The sequence below is a fragment of the Sphingomonas sp. AC449 genome (assembly GCF_979253475.1).
In genome coordinates this window covers 441151-466287 of sequence record NZ_CEEDCZ010000001.1, presented here as the reverse complement: position 1 = coordinate 466287, position 25137 = coordinate 441151, and the positions used below count along the sequence as shown (strand labels likewise).

At 68.1% G+C, this 25137-nt stretch carries 25 protein-coding genes; 14 read left to right on the top strand and 11 right to left on the bottom strand.

Annotated elements, in window-relative coordinates; translation table 11 throughout:
* Nucleotides 1-101 precede the first annotated feature (101 nt).
* Both AC0CH3_RS02335 and AC0CH3_RS02330 read left to right on the top strand, forming a co-directional pair.
* Nucleotides 102-1421 carry a bifunctional folylpolyglutamate synthase/dihydrofolate synthase gene (locus tag AC0CH3_RS02335; RefSeq protein ID WP_354301744.1) on the top strand — a complete coding sequence of 440 codons (1320 nt, stop codon included), beginning with the start codon at nucleotides 102-104 and terminating at the stop codon, nucleotides 1419-1421.
* A gap of 70 nt (nucleotides 1422-1491) precedes the next feature.
* Nucleotides 1492-1920, top strand: coding sequence for a DUF6628 family protein (locus AC0CH3_RS02330; RefSeq protein WP_354301742.1), 429 nt, complete (start codon nucleotides 1492-1494; stop codon nucleotides 1918-1920).
* Nucleotides 1921-1925: 5 nt separating this feature from the next.
* On the opposite strand, the gene AC0CH3_RS02325 is transcribed toward AC0CH3_RS02330, so the two are convergent.
* Nucleotides 1926-3272, bottom strand: a complete 1347-nt coding sequence (locus tag AC0CH3_RS02325; protein ID WP_354301740.1) for an AmpG family muropeptide MFS transporter — start codon at nucleotides 3270-3272, stop codon at nucleotides 1926-1928.
* 89 nt (nucleotides 3273-3361) lie between these two features.
* Nucleotides 3362-3793: a response regulator gene (locus tag AC0CH3_RS02320; RefSeq protein WP_056015583.1), complete on the bottom strand. Its 432-nt coding sequence runs from the start codon at nucleotides 3791-3793 to the stop codon at nucleotides 3362-3364.
* A 120-nt stretch (nucleotides 3794-3913) separates the two neighbouring features.
* Here AC0CH3_RS02320 and AC0CH3_RS02315 point away from each other — a divergent pair, with 120 nt between their 5' ends.
* Nucleotides 3914-5503, top strand: a complete 1590-nt coding sequence (locus AC0CH3_RS02315) for a pseudouridine synthase (RefSeq protein WP_354301738.1) — start codon at nucleotides 3914-3916, stop codon at nucleotides 5501-5503.
* Nucleotides 5503-6039, top strand: coding sequence for a 16S rRNA (guanine(966)-N(2))-methyltransferase RsmD (gene rsmD, locus AC0CH3_RS02310; RefSeq protein WP_354301736.1), 537 nt, complete (start codon nucleotides 5503-5505; stop codon nucleotides 6037-6039). The genes AC0CH3_RS02315 and rsmD overlap by 1 nt, the downstream gene beginning before the upstream one ends.
* Nucleotides 6040-6074: 35 nt before the next feature.
* On the opposite strand, the gene AC0CH3_RS02305 is transcribed toward rsmD, so the two are convergent.
* The 4 genes from AC0CH3_RS02305 to AC0CH3_RS02290 all read right to left on the bottom strand — a co-directional run bounded on the left by AC0CH3_RS02305 (nucleotide 6075) and on the right by AC0CH3_RS02290 (nucleotide 10259).
* Nucleotides 6075-7334, bottom strand: a complete 1260-nt coding sequence (locus AC0CH3_RS02305) for an MFS transporter (RefSeq protein ID WP_354301734.1) — start codon at nucleotides 7332-7334, stop codon at nucleotides 6075-6077.
* 49 nt (nucleotides 7335-7383) lie between these two features.
* Nucleotides 7384-9030, bottom strand: a complete 1647-nt coding sequence (locus AC0CH3_RS02300) for an inorganic phosphate transporter (RefSeq protein WP_354301732.1) — start codon at nucleotides 9028-9030, stop codon at nucleotides 7384-7386.
* A 283-nt stretch (nucleotides 9031-9313) separates the two neighbouring features.
* The gene (locus tag AC0CH3_RS02295; protein WP_465237519.1) at nucleotides 9314-9640 is read right to left on the bottom strand and encodes a UrcA family protein; all 327 of its coding nucleotides are present in this window, start codon (nucleotides 9638-9640) and stop codon (nucleotides 9314-9316) included.
* A gap of 223 nt (nucleotides 9641-9863) precedes the next feature.
* Nucleotides 9864-10259 carry a GFA family protein gene (locus AC0CH3_RS02290; RefSeq protein WP_354301728.1) on the bottom strand — a complete coding sequence of 132 codons (396 nt, stop codon included), beginning with the start codon at nucleotides 10257-10259 and terminating at the stop codon, nucleotides 9864-9866.
* Between the two features lie 110 nt (nucleotides 10260-10369).
* Here AC0CH3_RS02290 and AC0CH3_RS02285 point away from each other — a divergent pair, with 110 nt between their 5' ends.
* From AC0CH3_RS02285 to AC0CH3_RS02275, 3 genes are all read left to right on the top strand, one after another.
* The gene (locus AC0CH3_RS02285) at nucleotides 10370-12652 is read left to right on the top strand and encodes an ATP-dependent helicase (RefSeq protein WP_354302097.1); all 2283 of its coding nucleotides are present in this window, start codon (nucleotides 10370-10372) and stop codon (nucleotides 12650-12652) included.
* Nucleotides 12653-12769: 117 nt separating this feature from the next.
* Nucleotides 12770-13060, top strand: coding sequence for a hypothetical protein (locus tag AC0CH3_RS02280; RefSeq protein ID WP_082445712.1), 291 nt, complete (start codon nucleotides 12770-12772; stop codon nucleotides 13058-13060).
* A 119-nt stretch (nucleotides 13061-13179) separates the two neighbouring features.
* The gene (locus tag AC0CH3_RS02275) at nucleotides 13180-13737 is read left to right on the top strand and encodes a glycine zipper 2TM domain-containing protein (protein ID WP_354301726.1); all 558 of its coding nucleotides are present in this window, start codon (nucleotides 13180-13182) and stop codon (nucleotides 13735-13737) included.
* A gap of 161 nt (nucleotides 13738-13898) precedes the next feature.
* Here the strand turns inward: AC0CH3_RS02275 and AC0CH3_RS02270 are convergent, their stop codons facing one another.
* The gene (locus AC0CH3_RS02270) at nucleotides 13899-15962 is read right to left on the bottom strand and encodes a prolyl oligopeptidase family serine peptidase (RefSeq protein ID WP_354302095.1); all 2064 of its coding nucleotides are present in this window, start codon (nucleotides 15960-15962) and stop codon (nucleotides 13899-13901) included.
* Nucleotides 15963-16157: 195 nt separating this feature from the next.
* Here AC0CH3_RS02270 and AC0CH3_RS02265 point away from each other — a divergent pair, with 195 nt between their 5' ends.
* On the top strand, nucleotides 16158-17573 hold the full coding sequence (locus AC0CH3_RS02265; protein ID WP_354301724.1) for an MFS transporter: 1416 nt from the start codon (nucleotides 16158-16160) through the stop codon (nucleotides 17571-17573).
* Between the two features lie 8 nt (nucleotides 17574-17581).
* On the opposite strand, the gene AC0CH3_RS02260 is transcribed toward AC0CH3_RS02265, so the two are convergent.
* Nucleotides 17582-19378 (bottom strand): DUF885 domain-containing protein, encoded by a 1797-nt coding sequence (locus AC0CH3_RS02260; protein ID WP_465237518.1) that lies wholly within the window; start codon nucleotides 19376-19378, stop codon nucleotides 17582-17584.
* A 128-nt stretch (nucleotides 19379-19506) separates the two neighbouring features.
* Here AC0CH3_RS02260 and AC0CH3_RS02255 point away from each other — a divergent pair, with 128 nt between their 5' ends.
* Nucleotides 19507-20331, top strand: coding sequence for an alpha/beta fold hydrolase (locus tag AC0CH3_RS02255; RefSeq protein ID WP_354301720.1), 825 nt, complete (start codon nucleotides 19507-19509; stop codon nucleotides 20329-20331).
* 239 nt (nucleotides 20332-20570) lie between these two features.
* On the opposite strand, the gene AC0CH3_RS02250 is transcribed toward AC0CH3_RS02255, so the two are convergent.
* Nucleotides 20571-20894: an FtsB family cell division protein gene (locus AC0CH3_RS02250; protein WP_056015601.1), complete on the bottom strand. Its 324-nt coding sequence runs from the start codon at nucleotides 20892-20894 to the stop codon at nucleotides 20571-20573.
* Between the two features lie 24 nt (nucleotides 20895-20918).
* Entirely contained in the window at nucleotides 20919-22199 is a 1281-nt protein-coding gene (eno, locus tag AC0CH3_RS02245; protein ID WP_354301718.1) for a phosphopyruvate hydratase, read from the bottom strand.
* A gap of 156 nt (nucleotides 22200-22355) precedes the next feature.
* Between eno and AC0CH3_RS02240 the strand changes: the two genes are divergently transcribed.
* The 5 genes from AC0CH3_RS02240 to AC0CH3_RS02220 all read left to right on the top strand — a co-directional run bounded on the left by AC0CH3_RS02240 (nucleotide 22356) and on the right by AC0CH3_RS02220 (nucleotide 24332).
* Nucleotides 22356-22868, top strand: coding sequence for a hypothetical protein (locus tag AC0CH3_RS02240; RefSeq protein ID WP_354301716.1), 513 nt, complete (start codon nucleotides 22356-22358; stop codon nucleotides 22866-22868).
* Between the two features lie 2 nt (nucleotides 22869-22870).
* Nucleotides 22871-23224 carry a phage holin family protein gene (locus AC0CH3_RS02235; RefSeq protein ID WP_333994097.1) on the top strand — a complete coding sequence of 118 codons (354 nt, stop codon included), beginning with the start codon at nucleotides 22871-22873 and terminating at the stop codon, nucleotides 23222-23224.
* Entirely contained in the window at nucleotides 23221-23493 is a 273-nt protein-coding gene (locus tag AC0CH3_RS02230) for a phosphatase (protein WP_333994098.1), read from the top strand. Before AC0CH3_RS02235 ends, AC0CH3_RS02230 begins: the two co-directional genes overlap by 4 nt.
* Nucleotides 23494-23566: 73 nt before the next feature.
* Nucleotides 23567-24034 (top strand): hypothetical protein, encoded by a 468-nt coding sequence (locus tag AC0CH3_RS02225; RefSeq protein ID WP_333994099.1) that lies wholly within the window; start codon nucleotides 23567-23569, stop codon nucleotides 24032-24034.
* A 64-nt stretch (nucleotides 24035-24098) separates the two neighbouring features.
* A complete protein-coding gene (locus AC0CH3_RS02220; protein ID WP_354301713.1) occupies nucleotides 24099-24332 on the top strand; it encodes a DUF4170 domain-containing protein in 234 nt (77 codons plus the stop codon).
* Between the two features lie 149 nt (nucleotides 24333-24481).
* Here AC0CH3_RS02220 and AC0CH3_RS02215 read toward each other — a convergent pair whose 3' ends face one another.
* Nucleotides 24482-25132: a rhomboid family intramembrane serine protease gene (locus tag AC0CH3_RS02215; protein WP_465237517.1), complete on the bottom strand. Its 651-nt coding sequence runs from the start codon at nucleotides 25130-25132 to the stop codon at nucleotides 24482-24484.
* Nucleotides 25133-25137 lie beyond the last annotated feature (5 nt).

Genomic DNA, 25137 nt, shown 5'->3' with positions numbered 1-25137 from the left:
CCCCCCCCCCCCCCCCCCCCCCCCCCCCCCCGCCCAGCACTGCTGCGCCCGGAACCGCCCCTCACCCCAGCCCTCTCCCCGGAGGGGAGAGGGAGCCAAGAATGCCCGACCACGCCGTTTCCTCCTCGCCCGCCGTGCAGGCGCAGCTCGACCGGCTGACCGCGCTGTCGCCCGGCGCCGATATCCTCGGCCTCGAGCGCATCACCGCGCTGCTCCGCCGCCTCGGCGACCCCCATCTGTCGCTCCCGCCAGTCTTCCATGTCGCCGGCACCAACGGCAAGGGCTCGACCTGCGCGTTTCTCCGCGCCGCGATCGAGGCGGCCGGTCACAGCGTCCACGTCTATTCGAGCCCGCACCTCGTCCGCTTCAACGAACGCATCCGCCTCGCCGGATCGCTGGTCGAGGACGAGACTCTCGCCGCGTTGCTCGCCGAAGTGCTCGACCACGCCGACAATTTGCACGCGAGTTTCTTCGAGGTCACGACCGCCGCCGCCTTCCTCGCCTTCGCACGCACGCCAGCCGCGGCGACGATCGTCGAGGTCGGGCTCGGCGGCCGGCTCGACGCGACCAACGTCATCCCCAACCCCGTCGTCACCGGCATCGCCGCACTCGGGATCGACCACCAGGCGTTTCTCGGCGACACGCTCCTCGCGATCGCGGGGGAGAAGGCGGGGATTGCCAAGCCCGGCGTCCCACTCGTGACGATGGACTATCCCAAACCGCTACGCGCGCGGATCGCGGCCGTCGCGGCCGCCGCGGGAGCACCCGTCCTCGCGCGCAGCACGAGCTGGACGAGCACCACTACGCGCACGACCATTCGCTACACCGATGCGGAAGGCAGCGTCGTCGCCGACCGCCCCCGCCTCGTCGGCCCGCACCAATCGCGCAACCTGGCGCTGGCGTTCGCGATGCTTCGCCACCAGGACGCGCTGCCGATCCCGGAGGCCGCGCTTCATGCGGCCTCGTCGCATGCCCGCTGGCCTGCGCGGATGCAGCGTCTTGCCGACGGCCCGCTCCGCGCGAGGCTGCCCATGGGCAGCGACCTGTGGCTCGACGGCGCGCACAATCCCAACGCTGCGCAACCGATCGCGCGCATCCTGCCGACGCTCGCGCGCAGCCGTCGCGTGACGCTGGTCGTCGGAATGCTCGCGAACAAGGATGCGGACGCGGTGCTGCGCATCATCGCCCCCGCGATCGATCACGTGGTCGCCATCCCCGTTCCTGGGCATGCGCATCATGCGCCGGAGACGCTCGCGGCCCTTGCGCGCACGTTTGGCAAGACGGTGGCGACGGCAGCCGATCCAGCCGCCGCATTAGACGCCGTGGCCGCGACGGATGCTGGTCCCGCCTGCGTCCTGATCGCGGGCTCGCTCTATCTGGCGGGCGAAGTGCTCGCGGCGAACGACGAGCTGCCTGAGTGACGTCTTATTGATATTGACTATCATTAACGAAGAGGCGACGATCAGCGCGAGACCACGGAGTCGCGCGACCATGACCGATGTACGAACCGCTACCACCCTCCTGCCGCACGCACTGCCGGTCTGCGAAAATGCGCGGATCGCGTTGTTCGCGATCCGGCGGATGGGCGCGAACGGGCTGTCCGACGCGCGCGCGGCGCACCTGCTGTTCACCGCGTTCGGACGGGATTTCCGTCGCCCGCTCGTCCTGCTGCGCGCGCTGATGGCCGATCTGGCGGGCACGGCGTCCGGCACGATCGCGATCGCGCCCTGCTGCTGTGCTCGGATGACGCCTGCGGAGAACGCGCTGCTGACGATCCTCAGCCGGATCGACTATGCGCCAGACACCGCACGGCTGCTGATGGCCGACCTACTCGGCGTTCGCCGCGTCGATGGCGTCCTGGCCAGCGCCGCCGCGGTCTCCGCCGCATTTGCCGACGAAGGCCGGCCCGTGACGATCTGACGCGGCTATTCCGCTTCGATGGCGGGATCGCGTCGCACGCTTTCGACGACGAAGCCCTGCCGCCACAGGATCCACAGCAGCACGAGCCCGGGTATCGCGACGACCATCGTCAACATCCAGAACCCCGGCCATCCCAGCGCATTGGCCGCATAGCCCGCGGGCGCCGCAAGCCACGTCCGGCCGACCGCTGCGAACGACGACAGCAGCGCGAACTGCGTCGCGGTATAGGCGAGGTTGGACAGCCCCGAGAGATAGGTGACGAACACCGTCAGGCCGATCCCGCTCGTCACCTGCTCGGTCGCGACCGCGATCGTCAGCCAGGTGTTCGAATGGCCGTGCCAGGCGAGGATCACGAACATGAAGTTGCTGAGCATCATCAGCATGCCCGACACGAACAGCGCGCGCCCGAGCCCGAGCCACGCCATGAACGGCGCACCCAGTGCGGTCCCGACGATCAGCCCCCAGAACCCGACCAGCTTGTTGATCGCGATGAATTCGGTGTCGCTGAACCCCAGCTCGACGATCATCGGGTTGAGCATCCCCTGCCCCATCGCATCACCAAGCTTGTAGATCAGCACGAACAACAGGATCAGCACCGCGCCGCGACGCTGGAAGAACTCGCGGAACGGCCCGATGATCGTATCCTCGAGCCAGCGCCCGCGCGACGCCCCGCCCGATGCCGCATCCTGCTTTGCCAGCACCTTGTCGTGCAGCCCGCGGCCCGCCCAGAGCGCTGCGAGCGCGCCGGGGATGACGCAGAATGCGGTCAGCCCATAGCCCATCGCCCAGCCGAGCCCGAGCCCCTCGGACGAGGCGATCGCGATCGTGCCGACCCCGGCCGCCAAATTGCCCAACCGATAGCCGAACTGGTTGTTCGCGGTCCCGTGCGGGAGTTCGTCTTCGGGCAGGATCTCGATCCGGTACGCGTCGATCACGATGTCCTGCGTCGCGCCGAGGAACGCGGTCACGATCGCCCAGAAGGCGAACACCCCGAGATGATCCTGCGGCGCGCTGAACCCCAGCATCCAGACCGACCCGAACAGCAACGCCTGCACAACGAACAGCCACGCACGACGCTGCCCCACCCACCGCGTCAGGACCGGGATTTCGAACCGGTCGATGAACGGCGCCCAGAGAAACTTCAGCGTGTACGGTGTCGTCAGCCCGATCGCGAACCCGATCGTCTTCTTGTCGATCCCGACCTTCGACAGCCAATAGCCCATCGTCCCGAGCAGCAGCGCGAGCGGAAACCCGCTGGATATGCCCAGCAGCAGGGCCGCGACCGGTCTCGGACGAAGATAGGGTGAAAGCGTGGCGAGCAGCGAGCGACGCTGGACTGTGGTAACGGACATGCCGCGACCATAGCGGGCTGTCGACGCGAGGAAAGCGGCAAGACGTCAGCGCGGGGGAAACACGCTTTCCTGCCCCGCGCGAACGCCCATTATGCTGGTGTAGCGAACAGCCGAAACCCCGAGGGCAGACGCTTGGGGACGACGCCACCGATCTGCGCCTCGATCGCCGCAATCGCGCCAAGCAGGTCGCGCTGCGAATAGGGCTTAGACAGGCACCCCGCGGCGAGCGTGGTCGCCTCGATCGGACAATTCCCCGTCACGAACAGCACCGGGACACCCTTGGCGAGCGCGGCGCGCGCGACGTCCAGCCCCGACCCGTCGCTCAGGCTGACGTCGGCAAGGACGAGATCGATCGCCGATCCGCTTTCGATCACCGCGAGCGCATCGCTGACCCGGTCGACCGTCGCGACGACGGTGAATTTCGATTCGGTCAGGAAATATTCGGTGTCGAACGCGATCAGCGGTTCGTCCTCGACGACCAGCAGGCGAACGATCAACCGCTTCTTCTTTCCGAACAGCATCGAGACGGGGCCCCCGCGCGCAACGATAGGTCGTTACGCTTGTGCCACATAACGCAGCGGCAGCGCTAAGGGACGCAAATATTTTCGCGCTGCGATGCGATCCATAGTATCAGCCCCGCCATGACGACTTCAAAAGACGACAACCCGACTGCCAGCCCGTCGAACGACGCGCCCGCACCAGCTCCAGCAGCCCCCATCAAGGGCGATCGCATCGCCAAATTGCTCGCGCGCGCGGGCATCGCATCGCGTCGCGACATCGAGCGCATGATTGCCGAGGGGCGAGTCGCGCTCAACGGCACCACGCTCGACACGCCCGCGACGATCCTGCGCAATCTCGCCGGCGTTACCGTCGACGGCGACCCGGTCGAGGCGCCCAGCGCGGCGCGGCTGTTCCTCTATCACAAGCCGACCGGGCTGCTCGTCACCGAGCGCGATCCTGCGGGCCGGACGACGATCTACGATCGCCTGCCGCGCGAGCTGCCGCGACTCGTCCCCGTCGGTCGCCTCGATCTCAACACCGAGGGCCTGTTGCTGATGACCACCGACGGTGGTCTCAAGCGCCAGCTCGAACTCCCCGCGACCGGCGTCGAGCGCGCCTATCGCGCCCGCGCCTATGGCAACATCACGCAGCCGCAGCTCGAGGAACTGATCGAGGGGATCGAGATCGAGGGCGTCCGCTACGGCTCGATCAACGCCAATATCGAACGCCGCACCGGCGCGAACGTCTGGATCGAGATGATCCTGACCGAGGGCAAGAACCGCGAAGTCCGCCGCGTGCTCGAGCATCTGGGTCTCCAGGTCTCGCGCCTGATCCGCACCCGCTACGGCCCGTTCGTGCTCGGTGATCTCGCCCCCGGCCAGATCGGCGAAGTGCTGCAGCACGACGTGGTCGCCTTCCAGAAGGAGCTCGCGCGCGGCAAGCCCGAGGGCCCCGGCGCGCGTCCGAACATCGGCATCAGCGCCAGTGCCGGCGCGGGCGCAGGGATCGGCGCCAAGTCACCCCAGCGCGGCGCCAATGCGCCCCGCCCCGCCCCCTCGGCCCGGCCCGCGACCGCGGCACCGCGCCAGCCCGCGCGCAGCCCTTATGCGGCGCCGGCAAGCTCCGGCTTCTCGAGCGGCGCACCACCGGTCGATCGCGCCGCACGGCCGGCCCGCCCGGCCCGGCCCGAGCGCATCCGCCCGACCGCGGCGATGGTCCGCGGCGACGTCACCGATCCCTGGGCCAAACCCGATGCGCGCGGCGGCAATCGTGCGGCCGCGACGCATCACGCCCAGCCGACCGGCGCCGGCACCGGTCGCCCGACCTATCGCCAGGAGCGCGCGGACCGCGGCGAAGAGCTGAGCACCAGCCCCAAGATCAAGCATTTCCGCGCCGCCAAGCCGCCCCGCGACCGCGCCGCCCCGACCCGCGTCGGCGGCGGGGGCAGCGCCGGCACGACAGCTCCGCGCCGTCCCGACTCGCCCCACCGCCAGGACCAGCGCCAGGACCAGCAACGCGGCTTCCGCCCCCAGACGGACGAATCCCGCGCGCGGACCGGTCTCGACAAGCGTGCCGCGCGCAGTGCCGCCGGTCGCCCCGGTGCGGATCCCCGCCCGCCGCGCGACGCCGCACCGCGCCCCGAACGCGACAGCCGTCCGCCCGCACTCGGCAAGGGACCATCAGGGGGGCGCGGTCACCCGCCCCGCGCACCACGCGGAGGTAAACGCTGATGCGGATCATCGCAGGCCAGTATCGCGGTCGCCAGATCGTCGCGCCCAAGGGTGACGCGACCCGCCCGACCGCCGATCGCATGCGCGAGGCGCTGTTCTCGATGCTGACCAGCCGCGTCGGCAGTTTCGAAGGCCTCGCGGTCGCCGATCTCTTCGCGGGCTCGGGCGCGCTCGGGATCGAGGCCTTGTCGCGTGGCGCGGCTTCGTGCCTGTTCGTCGAACAGGACAAGCCCGCGCTCGACGCGCTGAAGGGCAATCTCGCCAAGCTCGGCATTCGCGGCGACGTCCGCGCGACCTCGGTGATGGCGATGGGCCCCGCGCCCGCGCCGCTCGACATCATCCTGATGGATCCGCCCTATGACACCGGGGCAGGCCTCGTCGCGCTCGACAAGCTCGCCCGGCTCGGCTGGACCAGCCCGGCGACGTGGATCAGCCTCGAGACCGCGAAGGCGGAGGTCGTCCAGCTGCCGGGCTTCGAGGTCGACGCCACGCGCGTCCACGGCAAGGCGCGGCTGACGCTGCTGCGCCCCGCCTGACGTAACGGTCTCCCGCGCAAGCGGGAGACCCCGTCCTACGCGGCGGCGCGGCGCCCGACGATCAGCAGCCCGCCAAGGCTCAGCACCCCCGCGGCCATCAGATACACCCCGACCAGCCCCAGCCCGCGCGGCGCCAGCGCCTCCGCCACGATCGGCGCGAGCGCGCCGCCCAGCACGCCGCCAAGGTTGAACGTCATCGACACGCCGGTGTAGCGCACGCCCGCCGGAAACAGGCTCGGCAGCCACCCGCCGAGCGGGCCATAGGCGAACCCCATCACGAACAGTGCGCCCGACAGCCAGAGCGATACCGTGACCAGCGATCCCGATCCCAGCATCGGCCCCATCAGCGCCCCGACGACGATACAGCCCGCAAACCCGACGCTGAGCATCCGCGCCGCCGAATAGCGATCCGCCAGCACGCTCGCGAGGATCACCCCCGCCGCGAGGAACCAGATCGCGACCAGCTCGACGCCGAGAAACGCCTCGCGCGAATAGCCGAGCGTCTTCGTGCCGTAGCCGAGCGCGAACGCGGTCGCGAGATAGAAGAGCGCGAAACACGCGATCACCCCGAACGTCCCCGCCAGCGTCGCGCGCAAATGCCGCGTCAGCAGCTCGGCGATCGGCACGCGCGGGATCGCCTCGGTCTGCTCCGCTTCCAGAAACGCGGGCGTCTCGGTCAGCTTCAGCCGCACCCACAGCCCCAGTCCGACTAGCACCGCACTGACCAGGAACGGGATCCGCCAGCCCCAGGCAAGGAACTGCGCCTCGTCGAGGACCAGGCCGATGATCAGGAACAGGCCGTTGGCGGCGAGAAACCCGACCGGCGCGCCGAGCGGCGGGAACATCCCGAACGTGTTGCGACGGTGCGGCGGCGCATTCTCGACCGCGAGCAGCGCGGCCCCACCCCATTCGCCGCCCAGCCCCAGCCCCTGCCCCAGCCGCATCAGGCAGAGCAGCGCCGGCGCGCACCAGCCGACCTGCGCATAGGTCGGCAGGAACGCGATCGCGACGGTCGATCCGCCCATCAGCAGCAGCGAGGCGACCAAGGTCGACTTGCGCCCGACCCGGTCACCGAAATGCCCGAACAGCACCGCGCCCACCGGTCGTGCGACGAACGCCAGCCCGAACGTCGCATAGCTCAGCAGCAGCTGCGCCGACGCCGACTGGCCCGCGAAGAACAGCGGCCCGAACACGAGCGCCGCCGCAGTCGCGTAGATGTAGAAGTCGTAGAATTCGACCGCGGTGCCGACCAGGCTGGCGGCGAGGATGCGGCGGCTGGACCTAAGCGTGCTCATGCCGCGTGCATCGCCGCCCGCCGCCGCCCCGTCAATCGCGTACGGGGCCTCAGCGCCCCAAGGCGTGAGCAACCCCGAGCAGCATCCAGTACAGCCCGCCCGACAACAGCATCGCGACCGGCAGCGTCATGATCCACGCCAGCCCCATGTTCACCAGCGTCCGCCGCTGCAGCCCGCCGCCATTGGCGACGCTTGCGCCCGCGACGCCCGACGACAGGATATGCGTCGTCGACACGGGCAGGCCGAACCGGTCCGCCATCATGATCGTCGCCGCCGCCACCAGTTCGGCCGATGCGCCCATGCCGTACGTCAGATGCGTCTTGCCGATCCGTTCGCCGACGGTCACGACGATCCGCTTCCACCCGACCATCGTCCCGAGCCCGAGCGCCAGCGCGACCGTGACCTTCACCCAGATCGGGATATAGCGCGTGCCCTTTTCGAGCTGCCCGCCATAGGATTTGAGCGTCGTGATCTCCTGCGCGGTGAAGCGGCTCTGCGCGCGCTTGTCCGCCACCACCAGCTTGGTCGTGTCGAGCACGAGGTACATGTCGTTGCGCAGGTTCGACGTCGCGGCCGCGGGCACCTTGCCGAGCGACCCATAACCCGCGATCCGCGTCGAGACGTCGTCCGACAGCGACGCCAGCGCGCCATAGACGAACGGATCCGAAACCTGCTTGGCCTTCAGCGCGCTCGTTACCGCGGCGCGCGCCGCGTCGATGGTCGCGGGCGCGCCATTGGCGTGCGCACCATACGCGGCGGACGCGGCGCGGGCGGTCTGCACGAACGCCGGCGTCGCGCTTTCGGGCATCGTCCGGTTCAGCGCATAGGCGGTCGGCGCGCAGCCGATCAGGATGAGCATGATCAGCCCCATCCCCTTCTGCCCGTCGTTGCTGCCGTGCGCGAAGCTCACCGCGGTGCAGGTCCCGATCAGCAGCGCGCGGATTCCGCGCGGCGGCGGCGTATTGCCCTCGGGCGCTTCGTACAGCTTGCGGTCGCGCAGGAAGCGTTTCATCACGAGCAGCAGTAGCAGCGCGCCCGCGAACCCGATCAGCGGGCTGAACGCGAGCGCGGACAACACTTTCCACACCTGCGCCATGTCGACGCCCGACGTGCCGTCGGGGCCGCCCGTAATCAGCTGGTTGGCGAGGCCGACGCCGAGGATCGACCCGATCAGCGCGTGGCTCGACGAATTGGGCAACCCGACGAACCAGGTCGCGAGATTCCACAGGATCGCGGCCAGCAGCAGCGCGAAGATCATCGCGAAGCCGCCGGCGCTGCCGACGTGCAGTATCAGGTCGACCGGCAGCAGCGTGACGATCGAATAGGCGACCGCGCCCGACGACAGGATCACGCCCAGAAAATTGAAGAACCCCGACCACACCACCGCAAGCGGCGCGGGCATCGCATGCGTGTAGATCACCGTCGCGACCGCGTTGGCGGTGTCGTGGAAGCCGTTCACGAACTCGAACCCGAGCGCGATCAGCAGCGCGAGCGCGAGGAAGGCGAACGCCCCCACCGCCATCGATTCGCCGACCTGCGCGGTATCGACGACGATGCTGAACCCCGCATAGGCCAGCCCCCCGACCAGCACCGCGAGGAAGATCCAGCGCCCGGCCGGATGCAGATCATGATCGAGCCGCGGCCCGCTGCGCGGCGCGCGGTCGATCGCCTCGACCGTCAATGTGGAAGTAGCCATGATCGCGCAGTCGGCCCTTACGATTACAACTTTATGACAACGCGGTGCATCGCCGTCCCGGGACGGGAAAACTCGTAGCGCGCGCCCCCGATCGAGATGCGTCACGCAAGCGACCGTACAGAGCGCAACCGCCCCCTATCCTCCCCCGCCAGGGGGAGGTGGCAGGCGCAGCCTGACGGAGGGGGGACACGAGCACGCCGTACAGTCCCCCCATGCCCGGGGGGGACCGTATCAGCGCGCTCCATCAATCTGGCACAAGGTCAGGCGCGAACACGCCCCCCCGTCACCGCCCGACGAGGCTCGCGAGCCGCGTCGCGTTGCGCTCCAGCAAAGCCGCGGTCTGCACCGTGGCGTCCTGCATCATGTCCGCGCGGCACCGGCGCGACTCGGCGAACGCGTCCAGCCCGCCGGTCCGCGGCGCGCACACGCGATTGACCGCCAACTCGACGCGACGCGCGAGCACGCGCCGCCCGGTATCGTTCGTGAGGTCGAGCCCGGCATGCGAGACACGGATCGAGACGGGGTCGCGCATCGGATCGGCGGCAGCGCCGGTCGCAAAAAGGCACGCGGAGGCGATCGCCGCCGAAGCGACGCTGTGGAAAATCTTCATGATGACGTCCTTTGCTGGTCCTGCGGTCCGCAGGCACGCCGCCTGCGCGCGACGATGACCGAGCGTCGGGAGGACCGTCTCTGCGCGGGCTCTCCGACGTAGATCCTCGTCGCTGCGCACGCCCTACGCCCGGATCGTTACGCTCCCGCGACGGTTCGGCGACGGTTCGTCGGTCGCCCCGCGATTTCGATTCCCCGCACCCGGATGGCGACGGCACGCCCGTTCACAACCCCGGATAGCGCGCGAATTCGGGCAGGCTCGCCAGGTCCGCCATCCACGCCAGCCGCTCCGCGACCTGGATTTGCGCACTTGGTGCGACCGACTCGGGATCGTCGAGCGTGCACGACTGGATGTCGATGATCCCAGGCAGCGCGACCGGGTTGGTGTAGAACAGGCCCGTCCCGCACGTCCCGCAGAACTGCCGCCGCCCGTGCTCGGACGACGCATAGGGCACCGGATCACCCGAGATCGTCACCTGCTCGGTCCTGAACGCGATCCAGCCGACCATCGGCGCGCCTGCGCTGCGTCGGCAATCCTCACAGTGGCACAGCGCATGATGCGCCGCCTCGCCCGTCGCGACATAGTGGATCGCTCCGCAGTGGCATCGTCCCGACAACATAGGCGCCTCCGACTGATATTCCTGATTTGTTCCACACTTCGCCGCCCCGTGCAAGCCATAGCCGCTTGCCCCATCGCGCCCCGTTCCCTACCTGTTCACCGGTGAACCAGATCGCCCATCCGTCCGACGCAAACCGCCAGCCGCCCTATCTCCGCGGCCTCAACGATCCCCAGCGCGAGGCGGTGCTGACCACCGACGGCCCCGTCCTGATCATCGCGGGCGCGGGCACCGGAAAGACCGCGGCGCTGACCGCGCGGCTCGCGCACCTGATCTTCACCAAGAAGGCGTGGCCGTCGGAGATCCTCTCGGTCACCTTCACCAACAAGGCCGCGCGCGAGATGCGCGAGCGCGTCGGGCGCCTCGTCGGCGACGCTGTCGAGGGGATGCCGTGGCTCGGCACCTTCCACGCGATCGCCGCCAAGATGCTGCGCCGCCATGCCGAGCTCGTCGGGCTGCAGTCCAACTTCACGATCCTCGACACCGACGACCAGCTGCGGTTGCTGAAACAGCTTATCCTCGCTGCCGATATCGACGAGAAGCGCTTCCCGACGCGCAGCCTCGCCGGGCTGATCGACCAGTGGAAGAACAAGGGCCTCGTCCCCGCCGATATCGATGCGGGCGAAAGCGAGCGCTACGCCAATGGCCGCGGCGGCGAGCTGTACGAGCAATATCAGACCCGGCTGCGCGCGCTCAACGCGTGCGATTTCGGCGACCTGCTGCTCCACATGCTCGTCATCCTGAAGACGCACCGCGACGTGCTGGCGCAGTATCAGCAGCGCTTCAAATACATCATGGTCGACGAGTATCAGGACACCAACTCGTCGCAATATCTCTGGCTGCGGCTGCTCGCGCAGGAGCGCAAGAACATCGCCTGCGTCGGCGACGACGACCAGTCGATCTATTCGTGGCGCGGCGCGCAGGTCGAGAACATCCTGAAGTTCGAGCGCGACTTTCCGGGCGCGAAGGTCATCCGGCTCGAACAGAATTACCGCAGCACGCCGCACATCCTCGGCGCGGCGAGCGGCGTGATCGCCAACAATGGCGGCCGTCTCGGCAAGCAGCTCTGGACCGAGCTCGACGTCGGCGAGAAGGTGAAGGTCATCGGGGTCTGGGACGGCCCCGAGGAAGCGCGCCGCGTCGGCGAGGAGATCGAGTCGGTCCGCCGCACGGGCAAGAGCCTCGACGAGGTCGCGATCCTGGTTCGCGCGCAGCATCAGACACGCGAGTTCGAGGACCGCTTCATCGCGATCGGCATGCCGTACAAGATCGTCGGCGGCTTCCGCTTCTACGAACGCGCCGAGATCCGCGACGCGCTCGCCTATCTCCGCGTCGTCAACCAGCCCGCGGACGACCTCGCCTTCGAACGCATCGTCAACGTCCCCAAGCGCGGGCTGGGCGACAAGGCGGTCGCGCGCATCCACCAGCTCGCGCGGGCCACCGGCACGCCGCTGACCACCGCCGCCGCGCGTATCCTCGATACCGACGAGCTGACCGGCGCCGCGAAGAAGTCGCTCGGCCGCCTCGTCGGCGACATCGCCCGCTGGCGCGACATGGCGACGAGCCTGCCCCACGCCGAACTCGCGCGCCAACTGCTCGACGAGAGCGGCTACACCGCGATGTACCAGGCCGAGAAATCGGTCGAGGCGACCGGCCGGCTCGAGAATCTGAGCGAGCTCGTCCGCGCGATGGAGGAATATGACTCGCTCGGCGCGTTCCTCGAGCATGTCTCGCTGGTCATGGACAATGAGGGCGGCGCGCAGGATCCGCAGGTCACGATCATGACCATCCACGCCGCCAAGGGCCTCGAATACGACACCGTCTTCTGCGTCGGCTGGGAGGAAGGGCTGTTCCCGTCGCAGCGTTCGCTCGACGAGGGCGGCGTGAAGAGCCTCGAGGAGGAACGCCGCCTCGCCTATGTCGCGATCACGCGCGCACGGCGGCTGGCCGTCATCATCCACGCCGCGAACCGCCGCATCTACGGCCAGTGGAATTCGTCGATCCCCTCGCGCTTCGTCGCCGAGCTGCCCGACGAGCATACCGACACCGAGACGACGATGTCGGGCGGCGCGAGCCTGTGGCAGGCGAACTGGTCCGACCGCGCCGATCCGTTCGCCGACGTCGCGCGCGGCACCGGCCGCGGCCCCGGCTGGCAGCGCGCGGCAAGCCCCGGCGGCGGCTTCTCCGCCAAACCCGCGCGCGTCGTCGAAAGCCGGTCCAGCGCGATCAGCCTCGGCAACAAAGGCCGCGACGACCTGTCGGAGGGCATGCGCGTGTTCCACCAAAAGTTCGGCTATGGCAGCATCGCCGAGATCGAGGGCAACAAGCTCGAGATCGATTTCGAACAGGCGGGGCGCAAGCGCGTCATGGACAGCTTCGTCACGCTCGCGCCCTAGTCCGGCGCGCGCTGCGCCGACGAACCTGTACACAAGCCGACAATCGCGTTCAGGAACGATGCGGGTGCGGAATCGTATCGCCGGTGCACCCGATATTCGGGTCCGAGAGGATAGCGCATGAAATTCACCAAACTACTCGCCGCAGGTCTTGCCCTTGCCACGCTCGGCATGGGCGTGGTCGCGCCGGCCGAGGCACAGCGCGGCCCCGGTCCCGATCGCCACTACAGCCAGAACGACCATCGCGGGCCGCACCGCGCGGATCGCCGCGATTACCGCCGCAACGACCATCGCGGCCGTCATGACGACCGTCGCTATCGCGGCCGCGGCAATGACCGCCGCAATTGGAACAACAATCGCCGCTGCCGCACCGAATGGCGCAACCATCGCCGCGTCCAGATCTGCCGTTGATGACCGCGCGGTGGCGGCGCCCGGTCGCCACCAGCGGCGTCACGACAAACGCCAGGACGGGCGGCGGCACGGTGTCGTCGCCCGGTTCCACGTCACCCAACCGTGAAAGGATTTCGATCATGAAGCGTTCTCTCGGCCTCGCGACATTGATCGCCGCGACGTGCCTGTCCGCCGCCACGCCCGTCGCCGCGCAGAGCAGCGCCGACGACGCGCGCTTCGCCGCCGCCCAGTCGCGGCTCGACAGCGAATTGCAGATCTTCCGCCAGGAATTCGATCGCTACCAGTCGCTCCGCGGCAACCGCGGCGGCGGCTATGTGCCCCCCGCCCCGTCGCAGGGCGGCTATCGCCAGGCGCCCGACCGCTATCAGGACGGCTATGCCGACGAGCGCGACGAGGGCAATTACGATCCCTCGCGCTATTACCGCGCATCGCCCAACTACCAGGAGCGCACGCTCGCCGAGAACGACCGCGTCTATGCCGGGCAGGACGGACGCTATTACTGCAAGCGCAACGACGGCACGACCGGGCTGATCATCGGCGCGGCGGGTGGCGGCATCCTCGGCAACGTCATCGACGGCGGCCGCTCGCGCATCGTCGGCTCGCTGCTCGGCGCGGCCGCGGGTGGGCTCGCCGGCCGCGCGGTCGAACAGAACAACAGCCAGATCCGCTGCCGCTGACGCGCGGCGCTGCGACTTGTTCGGGGGACCGTGATACTGGCGAGAGCTAGGATCACGGTCCCCGCACCCCAACCGTCATCCTGACGAAAGTCAGGACCCAGAGCCACAAACGGCCCCGCCCGCGACCCTGGATCCTGGGTCGAGCCCAGGATGACGGGCTGCTACTTCGCCGGCCCCATCAGCTTCTGCGCGAAATAGGTCATCTGGAGCGCCTGCATCCGCGCGCCCTGTTCGATGTCCGCGTCCCCCGAATGCCCGCCCGCGGTATCCTCGTAGAACAGATAGGGCAGCCCATATTCCTTCAGCCGCGCGGCGAACTTGCGCGCATGCTGCGGGCCGACGCGGTCGTCCTTCGTCGTCGTCCAGATATACGGCTCGGGATAGGCCACCCCGCGCTTGATGTTCTGATAGGGCGAGATCGTCTCGAGAAACGCCTTTTCCTCCGGCACCGCGACCGACCCATATTCGTCGACCCACGACGCCCCCGCGGCGATCTGCTCGTACCGGATCATGTCGAGCAGCGGCACCTGGATCGTCACCGCCTTCCACAGATCGGGGTGCTGGTTGAACTCGACCCCCATCAGCAGCCCGCCATTCGACCCGCCATAGATGCCGAGCGTCTTCGTGCTCGTCAGCTTGCGCGCGATCAGGTCCTGCCCGACTGCGGCGAAATCGTCATAGATGATCTGCCGCTTCGTCTTACGCCCCGCGTCATGCCATTTCGGCCCGAACTCGCCGCCGCCGCGGATATTGGCGAGCACGAAGCTGCCCCCGCGCTCGAGCCACAGCTTGCCCATCACGCCCGAATAATAGGGCGTCATCGACGATTCGAACCCGCCATAGGCGGTCATGATCGTCGGCGTCGTCCCGTCGAGCGGCACGCCCTTGCGGTGGACCACGAAATACGGAATCTTCGTGCCATCGGTCGAGACCGCCTCGAACTGCTCGACGGTGTCGTTCGAGGCATCGAACTTCGCTGGCAGCGCCTTGACCTGCTTCGGCACCCCCGTCGGGCCCGCATCCAGCGTCCACAACGTCGTCGGCTGAAGGAAGCCCGTGACCTGCACGAACGTCGCATTGCTGCGATCCGTCGTGCTCGCGACGTCGATCGAGGCGTTGTCGGGCAGCGCCACCGCGCGCGACGTCCAGCCCGTCTTGCCGCGCGTGAACACCATCGCCCGGCCGCGCACATTGTCATACACGCTCGCCACGACGTGATCGCGCGTCACCGACACGCCATCGACCGACTGGCGCGCGTTGGGCGCGAAGATCAGCGTCGGCGTGAACCGGCCCTTGCGCACCTCGGCGAGCGGTGCCGACGCGATCGCACCCGCCGGGATCTGCCCCCACGCCTCGCTGGTCGAGAAGATCACGTGCCCGTCGACCATCCCCGACGGAAACACCCTGGCCGGGACGTCGAGCTTCACCAGTCCGGTGGGCGTCACGACGTGCTTCTCGCCGCCGAAGAACGTCGGCCGCCGCTGGATCATCGTCACGCGATTGCCCTGCCCGTCGGTCATCACGCCGGCATAGGTGCCGAGCTGATCCGACGCCTCGCCGCGGAAGATCTCGCGCGCCGCACTCAGCGGCTGGCCGCGCTTGACTTCCTTCACGACGAACGGATAGCCCGACGCGGTCATCGATCCCGCGCCCCAGTCGCGCGCGACCAGCACCGTGTCCTTGTCGACCCATGACGCGCCTTGCTTCGAGGTTGGCAGCGTGAAGCCGCCGGGGACGAACTGCCCGGTCTGGAGATCGAATTCGCGGTACGTCACCGCGTCCTCGCCACCTTCGGACAGCGACACCAGGCACAAGCGCTCGTCGGGCTGGAGGCAGGTCGCGCCCTTCCAGACCCATTTCTTGCCCTCCGCCTTGCTCAGCACGTCGAGGTCGAGCGCGGTGGTCCAGACGGGGGTCGCCTGCGTGTAGCCCGCCTCGCTCGTCCAGCGCCAGATGCCCTGCGGATGCTCGGCATCGCGCCAGAAATTGTAGATCCGGCCGAACCGCTGGTCGGGCATCGGGATCCGGTCCTTCGCCGCCGCGATCGCCAGCGCCTCGGCATAGAAGCTCTTGTAGCGCGGGTCGTTCTGCAGCCGGGGCAGCGTCACGGCATTCTCCGCCTCGACCCAGGCAAGCGGCTTCGCGCCATCCTTGTCCTCGAGCCAGATATAGGGGTCGGCAGCGGCGTCGGCCTGCGGGGCCTTGGAAGCGTTGGGCGTGGTCATCGATGCGACTTGGGCGAGCGCATCGCCTCCTGCAACCCCGACGGATCCCGCCACGATCGTCGCCGCTAGTGCCGTGGCCACAACCCGCATCGTCTTATCTCCCGCTAAACGCTTGGCCCCGAAGCGCCTGCCCCCGAAGGGCTTGGCCCCGAAAGCCTTGAGCGAGGTACATGCCGCGGTCTATCGCGCTCTGCAATGCAGCCCGACCAGATCTCGGCCGTCGACGGCCTTCCCAAACCCCGCCGATTCCTCGCGGTCGCAGCGATCTCCGCGGGCACCGCGCTGACAATCATCGATGGCGGCGTCGCCAATGTCGCACTGCCGACGATCGCGCGCGATCTGAACGTCGGCAGCAGCGCCGTCGTGACCGTGGTCACCGTCTATCAGCTGATCCTGGCGATGGCGCTGCTCCCCTTCTCGGGTCTGGGCGACCGGATCGGGCTCAAGCGGATGTATCAATATGGCCAGCTCGTCTTCACCATCGCGACGATCCTGTGCTTCTTTGCCAAGAGCCTGCCGTTCCTGCTCGTCGTCCGCGCGGTCCAGGCGCTCGGCGCCGCCGCGGCGCTCAGCGTCTCATCCGCGCTGATCCGGTCGATCTATCCGGCAAGGCAGCTTGGCCGCGGGCTGGGGATCAACTCGGTCGTGGTGTCGAGCTCGGCCGCGCTCGCCCCGACGATCGGGGGGCTCGTCCTCGCGATCGCGCCCTGGCCGTGGGTCTTTGCCAGCGCGGTGCCGTTCGCGATCATCAGCCTCGTCCTCGGCCGGTCGCTGCCCGAGCCGCGCAAGCGTGAAGAGCCGTTCGACGTGGTCGGCGCGATCATGTGCGCGGCGATGTTCGGCCTCGTCATCGGCGGCGCGGAAAGCGGCGTGCACGGCGACAGCCCGGTCGTGTCGGTGGCGATCGTCCTGACCGGCATCGCGATCGGCTGGGTGTTCGTCCGCCGCGAGCGTGCGGAGACCAAGCCGATCCTGCCGATCGACCTGCTCGCGCGGCCCGTGCTCGCGCTGTCCGCCGTCGGGGCCTATACCGCGTTCATCGCGTCGATGACGCTGTTGCTGTCGACGCCGTTCCGCCTGACGCACGGCTATGGCTTTTCCGCAGCGGAAGTCGGCGCCGCGATCGCCCCTTGGCCGCTGACCAACATGATCGTCGCGCCGCTCGCCGGCTGGCTGTCCGATCGCTATCCCGCGGGGATCCTCGGCGGGATCGGCATGGCGATATCGATCGCCGCACTGTTGCTGATCGCGTTCATGCCCGCCGACCCGAGCTATTTCGACGTCGCGTGGCGGATGGCGCTGTGCGGGTCGGGGTTCGGGATGTTCCTGCCGCCCAACGCGCGGCTGATGATCGGGTCCGCACCACGCGACCGCGCCGCGGCGGCAGGCGGGCTGGTTTCGACCGTGCGCTTGGTCGGGCAGACGACGGGCGCGACGCTGGTCGCCGCGCTGCTCGCGCTCGGGATCGGTGCGGGCGCGACGCCGCCGCTCGTCGCCGCCGGGTTCGCGCTCGTCGCAGGGCTGTGCAGCCTGTCGCGCCTGCGCCCCTCGATCCGCAATCCCCCGACCGACGAGACGCGCGACGTCCAGCCCGCGTCGCAGGCGCGCTGACCCGCGGCTCAGAACACCGCGAGCGGGCGCGGCTCGTTCATCATCCGCTGCCGGACGAGCGGGATCGGCGGCCCGCCATAGCTCATCAGCCGGTCGTGGAACGCCTTCCATGCGCGTCGCCCCCCGCGGGCTGCGGTCCAGTCGGCGCGCAGCCGTCGGATCAGCAGCTTGCCCATCGTGTAGTTCAGATAGGCCGGATCATATGTCCCGCGCAGCGCCTGTTGCCGCGCATTGCCCTCGTCCTGGTGGCACTGGTCGACGAACAGCCGGAATGCCTGCGCCTGCGTCATGCCGCGCGTGTGCAGGCCGATCGCCGCGAGAAACCGGCAGTCGCGCAGCAAGGCGTTCGACAGCTGGCCGACATGCGTCTCCGGATTTCCCGCGTTGAGGCCCGCCTCCCACATCATCTCCTCGGCATAATGCGCCCAGCCCTCGGCAAACGCGTAGCCGACGAACACCCGCCCGATCAGCGACGGCGACCGGTTGGAGTGGAGGAACTGGACGAAATGCCCCGGCATCGCCTCATGGATCGAGGTGAACATCAGGTCGTCGCGGCCCGGCACGAACGCCGCCTGGACCGCAGGCGTCCAGCGCGGGTCGGGCGGCGAGATGTAATAGACCGACGGCACGCCGCGGTCGAACGGCCCCGGCGGATCGATATAGGCGAGATTCTGCCGGCTATAGGGCGGGCTCTCCTCGACCAGCGCCCGCTCGGGCCCGGGGATCGTCAGCAGGTCGCGATACTGGATGAACGACTGCAACAGCGGGATCTGTCGCCGCGCTTCCGCGACGGGTCCGTCGACCGGCTTGTCCGCCGCCATTTTCGCCATGCACGCAGCGATCGACTGGCCCCGCGCGAACGTGCGGCAGGCGATCCCGAGTGCCCTCTGATTGCGCGCGAGGTCCGCGCGCCCGGCGGCCTCGAGCTGGTCGAGCGGCGTATCCACCCCCTCGGTCGCCGCGATCATCCGTGCGAAGCGGCGGTCGCCCAGCGCGAACGCCTCGGTCGCGGTCGATCGCTGCGCCTCCATCCACCGCCCGAGGTCGCGCATCGCCTCCGACGCCGTCATCGCCGCATCCGCCAGCTCGCGCTGCAACTGCTCGTCGTCGACATCCGCGAACGCCTTGACCGAATCGTCCATGTAATAGGCGGCAAAGCCGTTGAACGCGGTCGCGCCGTAATCGACAAAGCTGCGCGGCATCGGCGTCCGGAGATTCGCCCTGATGTTCGCCGCCGCGACCGGGATTCGCCGCAGCAGGCGAGTCAGCGCCTTCATCCGGATTACCGGACTGGCATAGGCCCGCATCACATACACGTTCGGGTCGAGCCCACCGGTCACGTACCAGGCCGGATTGCGATGCGGCTGATCCGCATCCTCGAGCCAGAACAGCTTGCCGCGCGCGACCATCATCAGATAGTCGCGCTCGAACCGTTCGTCGGGGTTCAGCGCAGCGTCGCGAAAGCCCCGCGCTCGCGCGATTGCCGCATGAAGGAACGCCGCCTGCCGTGTGAGCCCTGCCGCGCTCCAGTCGGAAAGCCCGCCATCGAAATCGTGGCGCCCCTGGAACACCGCATAGGCCGGGTCGATCCGGAACCAGTCCTCGACGAAGCGGTCGCGGAACGCGGCCCAGTCCCGGTTGCGCCGCACCTGCGATCCCGCGCGCGTCTCGCCCCCACCGAGCGCCCCCGCCCGCCCCCTTGCCGCACGCGAAGCCCGCTCCGAAGCGGTCCTGTCGAAATCACACGACCCCAGCGACAGCGTGACCCAGATGGTCACGACCGTAGCCAGACGCGTGGTCCGCATGCCTCTCCCCCTTCACGCCCAACCGGTCGGCCGATGCTGCCAGTCGAAACGCGTCGGCGCTAGAGCGGGAACGGGGGACGACTCCACCCGTTACGTCCAAATACGCCCGATCTATCTTGGAGAGTATCATGCCCTTTATAAAAACACGTGATGGCACGGATATTTACGTCAAGGATTGGGGCAGCGGGCGCCCCGTCGTCCTTTTGCATGGCTGGCCGCTCAACGCCGACAGCTGGGATGCGCAGGCGATGGCGCTCGCCAATGCCGGGTTCCGCGCGATCGCGTATGACCGCCGCGGGTTCGGTCGCTCGAGCCAGCCCTGGTCGGGCTATGACTATGACACGCTGACCGACGATCTTGCCGACGTGCTCGAGGCCACGGGTGCGCAGGACGATGCGACGATCGTCGGCTTCTCGATGGGCGGCGGCGAGGTCGCGCGCTACATGAGCCGCTATGACGGCAAGGGCGTGGTCGCCGCCGGGCTGATCGCCTCGGTCGTCCCGTACATGCTCAAGACCGACGACAATCCCGATGGCGTCCCCGCCGAGACGCTCGCCAGCATCGGTGCGGGTATCGAGGAGGACCGTCCGGCCTTCTTCAAAACGTTCCTGCAACAGTTCCTCGGCGTCGGGTTCATCACCTCGCCGGTCAGCGACGAGGTCGTCGACTGGGTCTGGGGTCTGGCGATGCAGGCCGGGCTCAAGCCTACGCTCGCCTGCGCCGAATCGTTCGGCCACACCGACTTCCGCCAGGACCTCGCGGCGTTCCGCATACCCACACTGATCGTCCACGGCACCAGCGACAAGACGGTACCGATCGATGCCACCGGCCGCGCCGCCGCCAAGGGCATCGCAGGCTCGCAGCTCGTCGAATATGACGGCGCCCCCCACGGTCTCACGCTGACGGAAAGCGAGCGTTTCACCAACGACCTGCTGACGTTCCTCGGCCGGTAATTCCGTCTGTCACCCACCCCGTCATCCTGACGAAAGTCAGGATCCAGAGCCCCGAGCGATACCGCCAGTGGCTCTGGATCCTGGATCAAGTCCAGGATGACGGATGTTAAGTTCCCGCGGGACGATCAAGGCGCCAACAGTGCCCCCGTCTGTCATCCTGGCGAAAATCAGGACCCAGAGCCCCAGGCGCTACCGCAACCAGCACCCGATCCAAGATCAAATCCGGACCGGCACGATGATCAGTTCCCCAGCGGAACGATCACCTCATCCGGATGCGCCACATTGAGCTCCTTGCGCACCATCTCGTCGACCATGTCCGGATTGGCATGGTCCGGATCGAGCAGCGCGACGCGGTTCTTCAGGATCTCACGCTTGCGGTCGAGCGCGGCATAGTCGCGCTCGCGCTTGGCAAGCTGCCGCTTATAGTCGCCATAGGCAAACATGCCGTTCGGCCCGAGCACGGCGTACGCGCCGAAGAACGCCATCAGCGTCAGCCCCAGCGCGGGCCATGCGGCCTTGCGCATCGTCCGCCGCAGCTTGCTCGTCTTCGTCACGCGCGCCATGTCGGTTCTCCTGCGCCTAGCCTATCAACGCCCGATCAGGATGTCGCGACCCGCATAGCGCGCCGCGTCGCCGAGCTCTTCCTCGATCCGGATCAGCTGGTTGTACTTGGCGAGCCGGTCCGACCGCGCGAGGCTGCCCGTCTTGATCTGCCCGCAATTGGTCGCGACCGCGAGGTCGGCAATCGTCGAATCCTCGGTCTCGCCCGACCGATGTGACATGACCGCGGTGTACTTGGCGCGCTGTGCCATCGACACGGCTTCGAGCGTCTCGGTCAGCGTGCCGATCTGGTTGACCTTCACCAGCAGCGAATTGGCATAGCCGCCGTCGATGCCGCGCTTGAGTCGCTTCGGGTTGGTCACGAACAGATCGTCGCCGACCAGCTGGACCTTGTCGCCGATCAGGTCGGTGAGCGTCTTCCAGCCTTCCCAATCGTCCTCGCCCATGCCGTCCTCGATCGAGAAGATCGGGTAGCGGCGCGTGAGGTCGGCGAGATACTCGGCCATCTCGGCGCTCTCGAGAATCTTGCCCTCGCCCGAAATGTCGTACTTGCCGTTCTTGTAGAATTCGGTCGCGGCGCAATCGAGCGCGAGCATCACGTCCTCGCCGGGGGTGTACCCCGCCTTCTCGATGCTCGACATGATGAAGTCCAAGGCCTCGGTCGTGCTGCCGATGTTCGGCGCGAAACCGCCCTCGTCACCGACGCTGGTCGACAGGCCCTTCTCGCTCAGGCCCTTCTTGAGCGTGTGGAAAATCTCCGAGCCGCAGCGCACCGCCTCGAGGATGTTCGACGCGCCGACCGGCACGATCATGAATTCCTGGAAATCGATCGGGTTGTCGGCATGCTCGCCGCCATTAATGATGTTCATCATCGGCACGGGCAGCAGATGCGCCTGCACGCCGCCGACATAGCGGTACAGCGGCAGGCCGCGCGCTTCCGCCGCCGCCTTGGCGACCGCGAGGCTGACGCCGAGGATCGCGTTCGCGCCCAGCCGGCCCTTGTTCTCGGTGCCGTCGAGCTCGATCATCGCGCCGTCGAGATCCGACTGGTCCTCCGCGTCCATGCCGAGCACGGTGTCGGTGATCTCGTCGTTGACCGCGTCGACCGCACCGTCGACGCCCTTGCCGCCCCAGCGCGTCTTGTCGCCGTCACGGCGCTCGACCGCCTCGTGCGCGCCGGTCGATGCACCCGACGGCACCGCCGCGCGACCGAAGCTGCCGTCCTCGAGCAGCACGTCGACTTCGACGGTCGGATTGCCACGGCTGTCGAGGATCTGGCGTGCATGAAGGTCGATGATTGCGGTCATGTAACGATGCTCCTACAAATTCCCAGGCTGATCCGATCACCCGGGGTCGTTCGCGTTGCCTCTATCGCCTCGCGACTTATCGGGCAATCGGGCCGGCAAGGCGGAACCGTGCCATCGCGCCGGTGTTGAGACCGTAACAATTCGAAAGGGACCGTCATGGCCGATACCGACGCACAGCCAATGGGCAATGCCGACTTCAACGCCGCCAGCACTGCCACCACCGCAACGCCGGTAAAGGGCGCCACGCAGACCGCCACGACGTCGGATGGCACGGCTCTCGCAAATACTGTCACCGACGCCAAGCAGGCGCTCAAGGACAATGCCGGCAAATATGGCCAGCAGGCCGCCGACAAGGCGCGCAGCTTCGCCGAGGACGGCAAGACGCGTGCGGGCGAAGCGCTCGACCAGATCGCGCAGCTTCTGACCGACGCGGCGGGCCAGGTCGACGACAAGCTCGGCGCACAATATGGCGGCTATGCGCGCACCGCAGCCGACAGCGTATCGGGCTTTGCCGATCAGGTGAAGGCCAAGGACATCGACGCGCTGATCGAAGACGCGACCGCGCTGGTCCGCAAGTCGCCGGCAATCGCGATCGGCGCAGCCGCGGCGGTCGGCTTCGTCGTCGCGCGCCTCGTCCAGTCCGGCGTCGATGCCGATCCGAAGGTCTGACCTTGGACAACTCCGTCACGTCCCCGTTCGACAGCGATGAGAGCCTGACCGAAGTCGTCGGACGTCTCGCCGCGGAGACCCGTGCACTCGCGGGTGCGGAAGTCGCTGTGTACAAGGCGAAATTCGGTGAGACGGCGTCGGCCTACAAGTCGGCGGCGATGTTCTTCGCGGTCGCCGGCGTGCTGGGGCTGGCCGCGTTGATCGCACTGCTGGTCGGTGCGATCTTGACGCTGGCGACGCTGGTGGGGCCAGGTTGGGCGACCGTCATCGTCGTCGGGGTCGTGCTGGTGCTTGCCGGCATCCTCGCGATGATCGGCAAGTCGAAGCTTCAGACCAAGAGCGAGCCCGTATCATGACATCCGCCAAAGTCGCCGCCGCAGAGATCGAAGCCGCCCTCGCCCGCCAGCGCGTCATGATGACGATCGGCCAGCTTCAGGACCGGCTCAACCCACGCCGTCTCGCGCTCAACGCCAGCCGCGATGTGGCGGACGTGAGCAGCGCCGCGCTCACCGCAGGTGTCGACACGGTACGGCGCAATCCGGGGTCGGCGGCGGGTGCCGCGGCCGTCGCCGGGCTTTTCTTCGCCCGTCACCGCATCGTTGGCCTTTTCCGCCGCGGTCGCTGACCGGTTTCGACCGAAACCCTATTCACCGGCGTGCGTTCGATACCGTGACGCCGGAAACCAGAAGGACCGTCCCATGACCGACGCCCATACCAAGATCCACGATGCCGAAAACCGTCTGCGCGAGGGCTATGACAGCGTTCGCGAAACCGCATCGCGCGTCATCCACGACGCGGGCGACAAGGCTGCGGAAGCGCTCGACGCCTCACGCGAGACTGCCAAGCGCACCGTCCACAGTCTCGAATCGAATCCGCTCGGCATTCTCGTCGGAGGCCTCGCCGTCGGCGCACTCGCGGGTGCGCTGATCCCGCGGTCGGCGCGTGAGAAGCAGCTGCTCGCCCCACTCGGCAAGCGTCTGGGTGCGACCGCCGTTGCCGCCGTCGCCGCTGCCAAGGCAGCGGGCCAGTCGGAGCTCGGCGAACTCGGGCTTACCAAGGACAATGCCCGCGGCCAGGCCAAGGGTCTCGTCGAAGGCGTCGTCAAGGCGCTGACCACCGCGAGCACCGCAGGTGCGAAGGCCGTAACGCAAAAGCCGGCCAGCTAAGGGTTCAAAGCGCGGGTCGAACACGCTAGGGCAACTGCGACATCCCTCCCAAGGACAGCAGCGCATGAGCAAGCTTCACCTCGTATTCGGCGGCCGCGTCAGCGACCCGCGCACCCTCGACTTCAACGATCTGAGCAAGATCGAATTCGTCGGCGTCTTTCCCGACTATGCCAGCGCCGAGAAGGCGTGGCGTGCCGCAGCGCAGCGTACGGTCGATGACGCCGAGATGAAATTCGTCGTCGTCCACCTCCACCGCATGCTCGAGCCGAACCTCAACAGCACGCCCACTGCCGCATAAACCACTACCGCAAGCCCCCGCCCGTCATCCTGACGAAAGTCAGAACCCAGCGCCAAACACGGCCAACGCGGCATCTGTAGGTTTATCTGCCGCCGCATGACGGGGAGGGCAGGCGCGGGACACAGCCTCCGAGGCTGCCGGGTAACCAATCAGGCCGCCCGGTACCGCCACAGCAACAGCGGCCGCGCGAGCACGAGCCCCGCCAGGAACCCGCCAATATGCGCGCCGATCGCGATCGGCCCATTCGCACCGACTGACGCGCCAAACCCGGCCAGTCCCATCAGCAACTGGATCCCGATCCATGCCGCGGCAAGCCATGCGACATGCACGACGCCGGCAGGCACCGGACCAATCGCCTTCGCGCGCCGCTCGCCGTACAACAGCGCATAGGCACCGACGACCGCGGAGATCGCGCCACTGGCGCCGATCATGGGAGCAACGGACTGCGGGTCGAACGCCCAGTGCCCGGCCGCCGCGACATACGCGCCCACGGCGTACAGCAGCACCGTCTGCGGCGTCCCGATCGCGCGTTCGACGAATTGCCCGCAATAGACGAGCATCACAAGGTTGAGCAGGACATGCGCCCATCCGCCATGGATCAGCGTCGCGGTCAGTGGCGTCGCCCAGGCGGGAACCGCGAACATGTGATCGACCGGCACGCCGGCGTCGCCCATCCGCAGCGGAATGAAGCCCGCGTTGACCGCCCAATAGGGCAGTAGCCCCGCAACCAGCAGAAATCCCGAGACGATGACCGTCACGATCGCGATGATCGCCGTCGCCCGCGTCTCGAAAAACGGCATGGCGA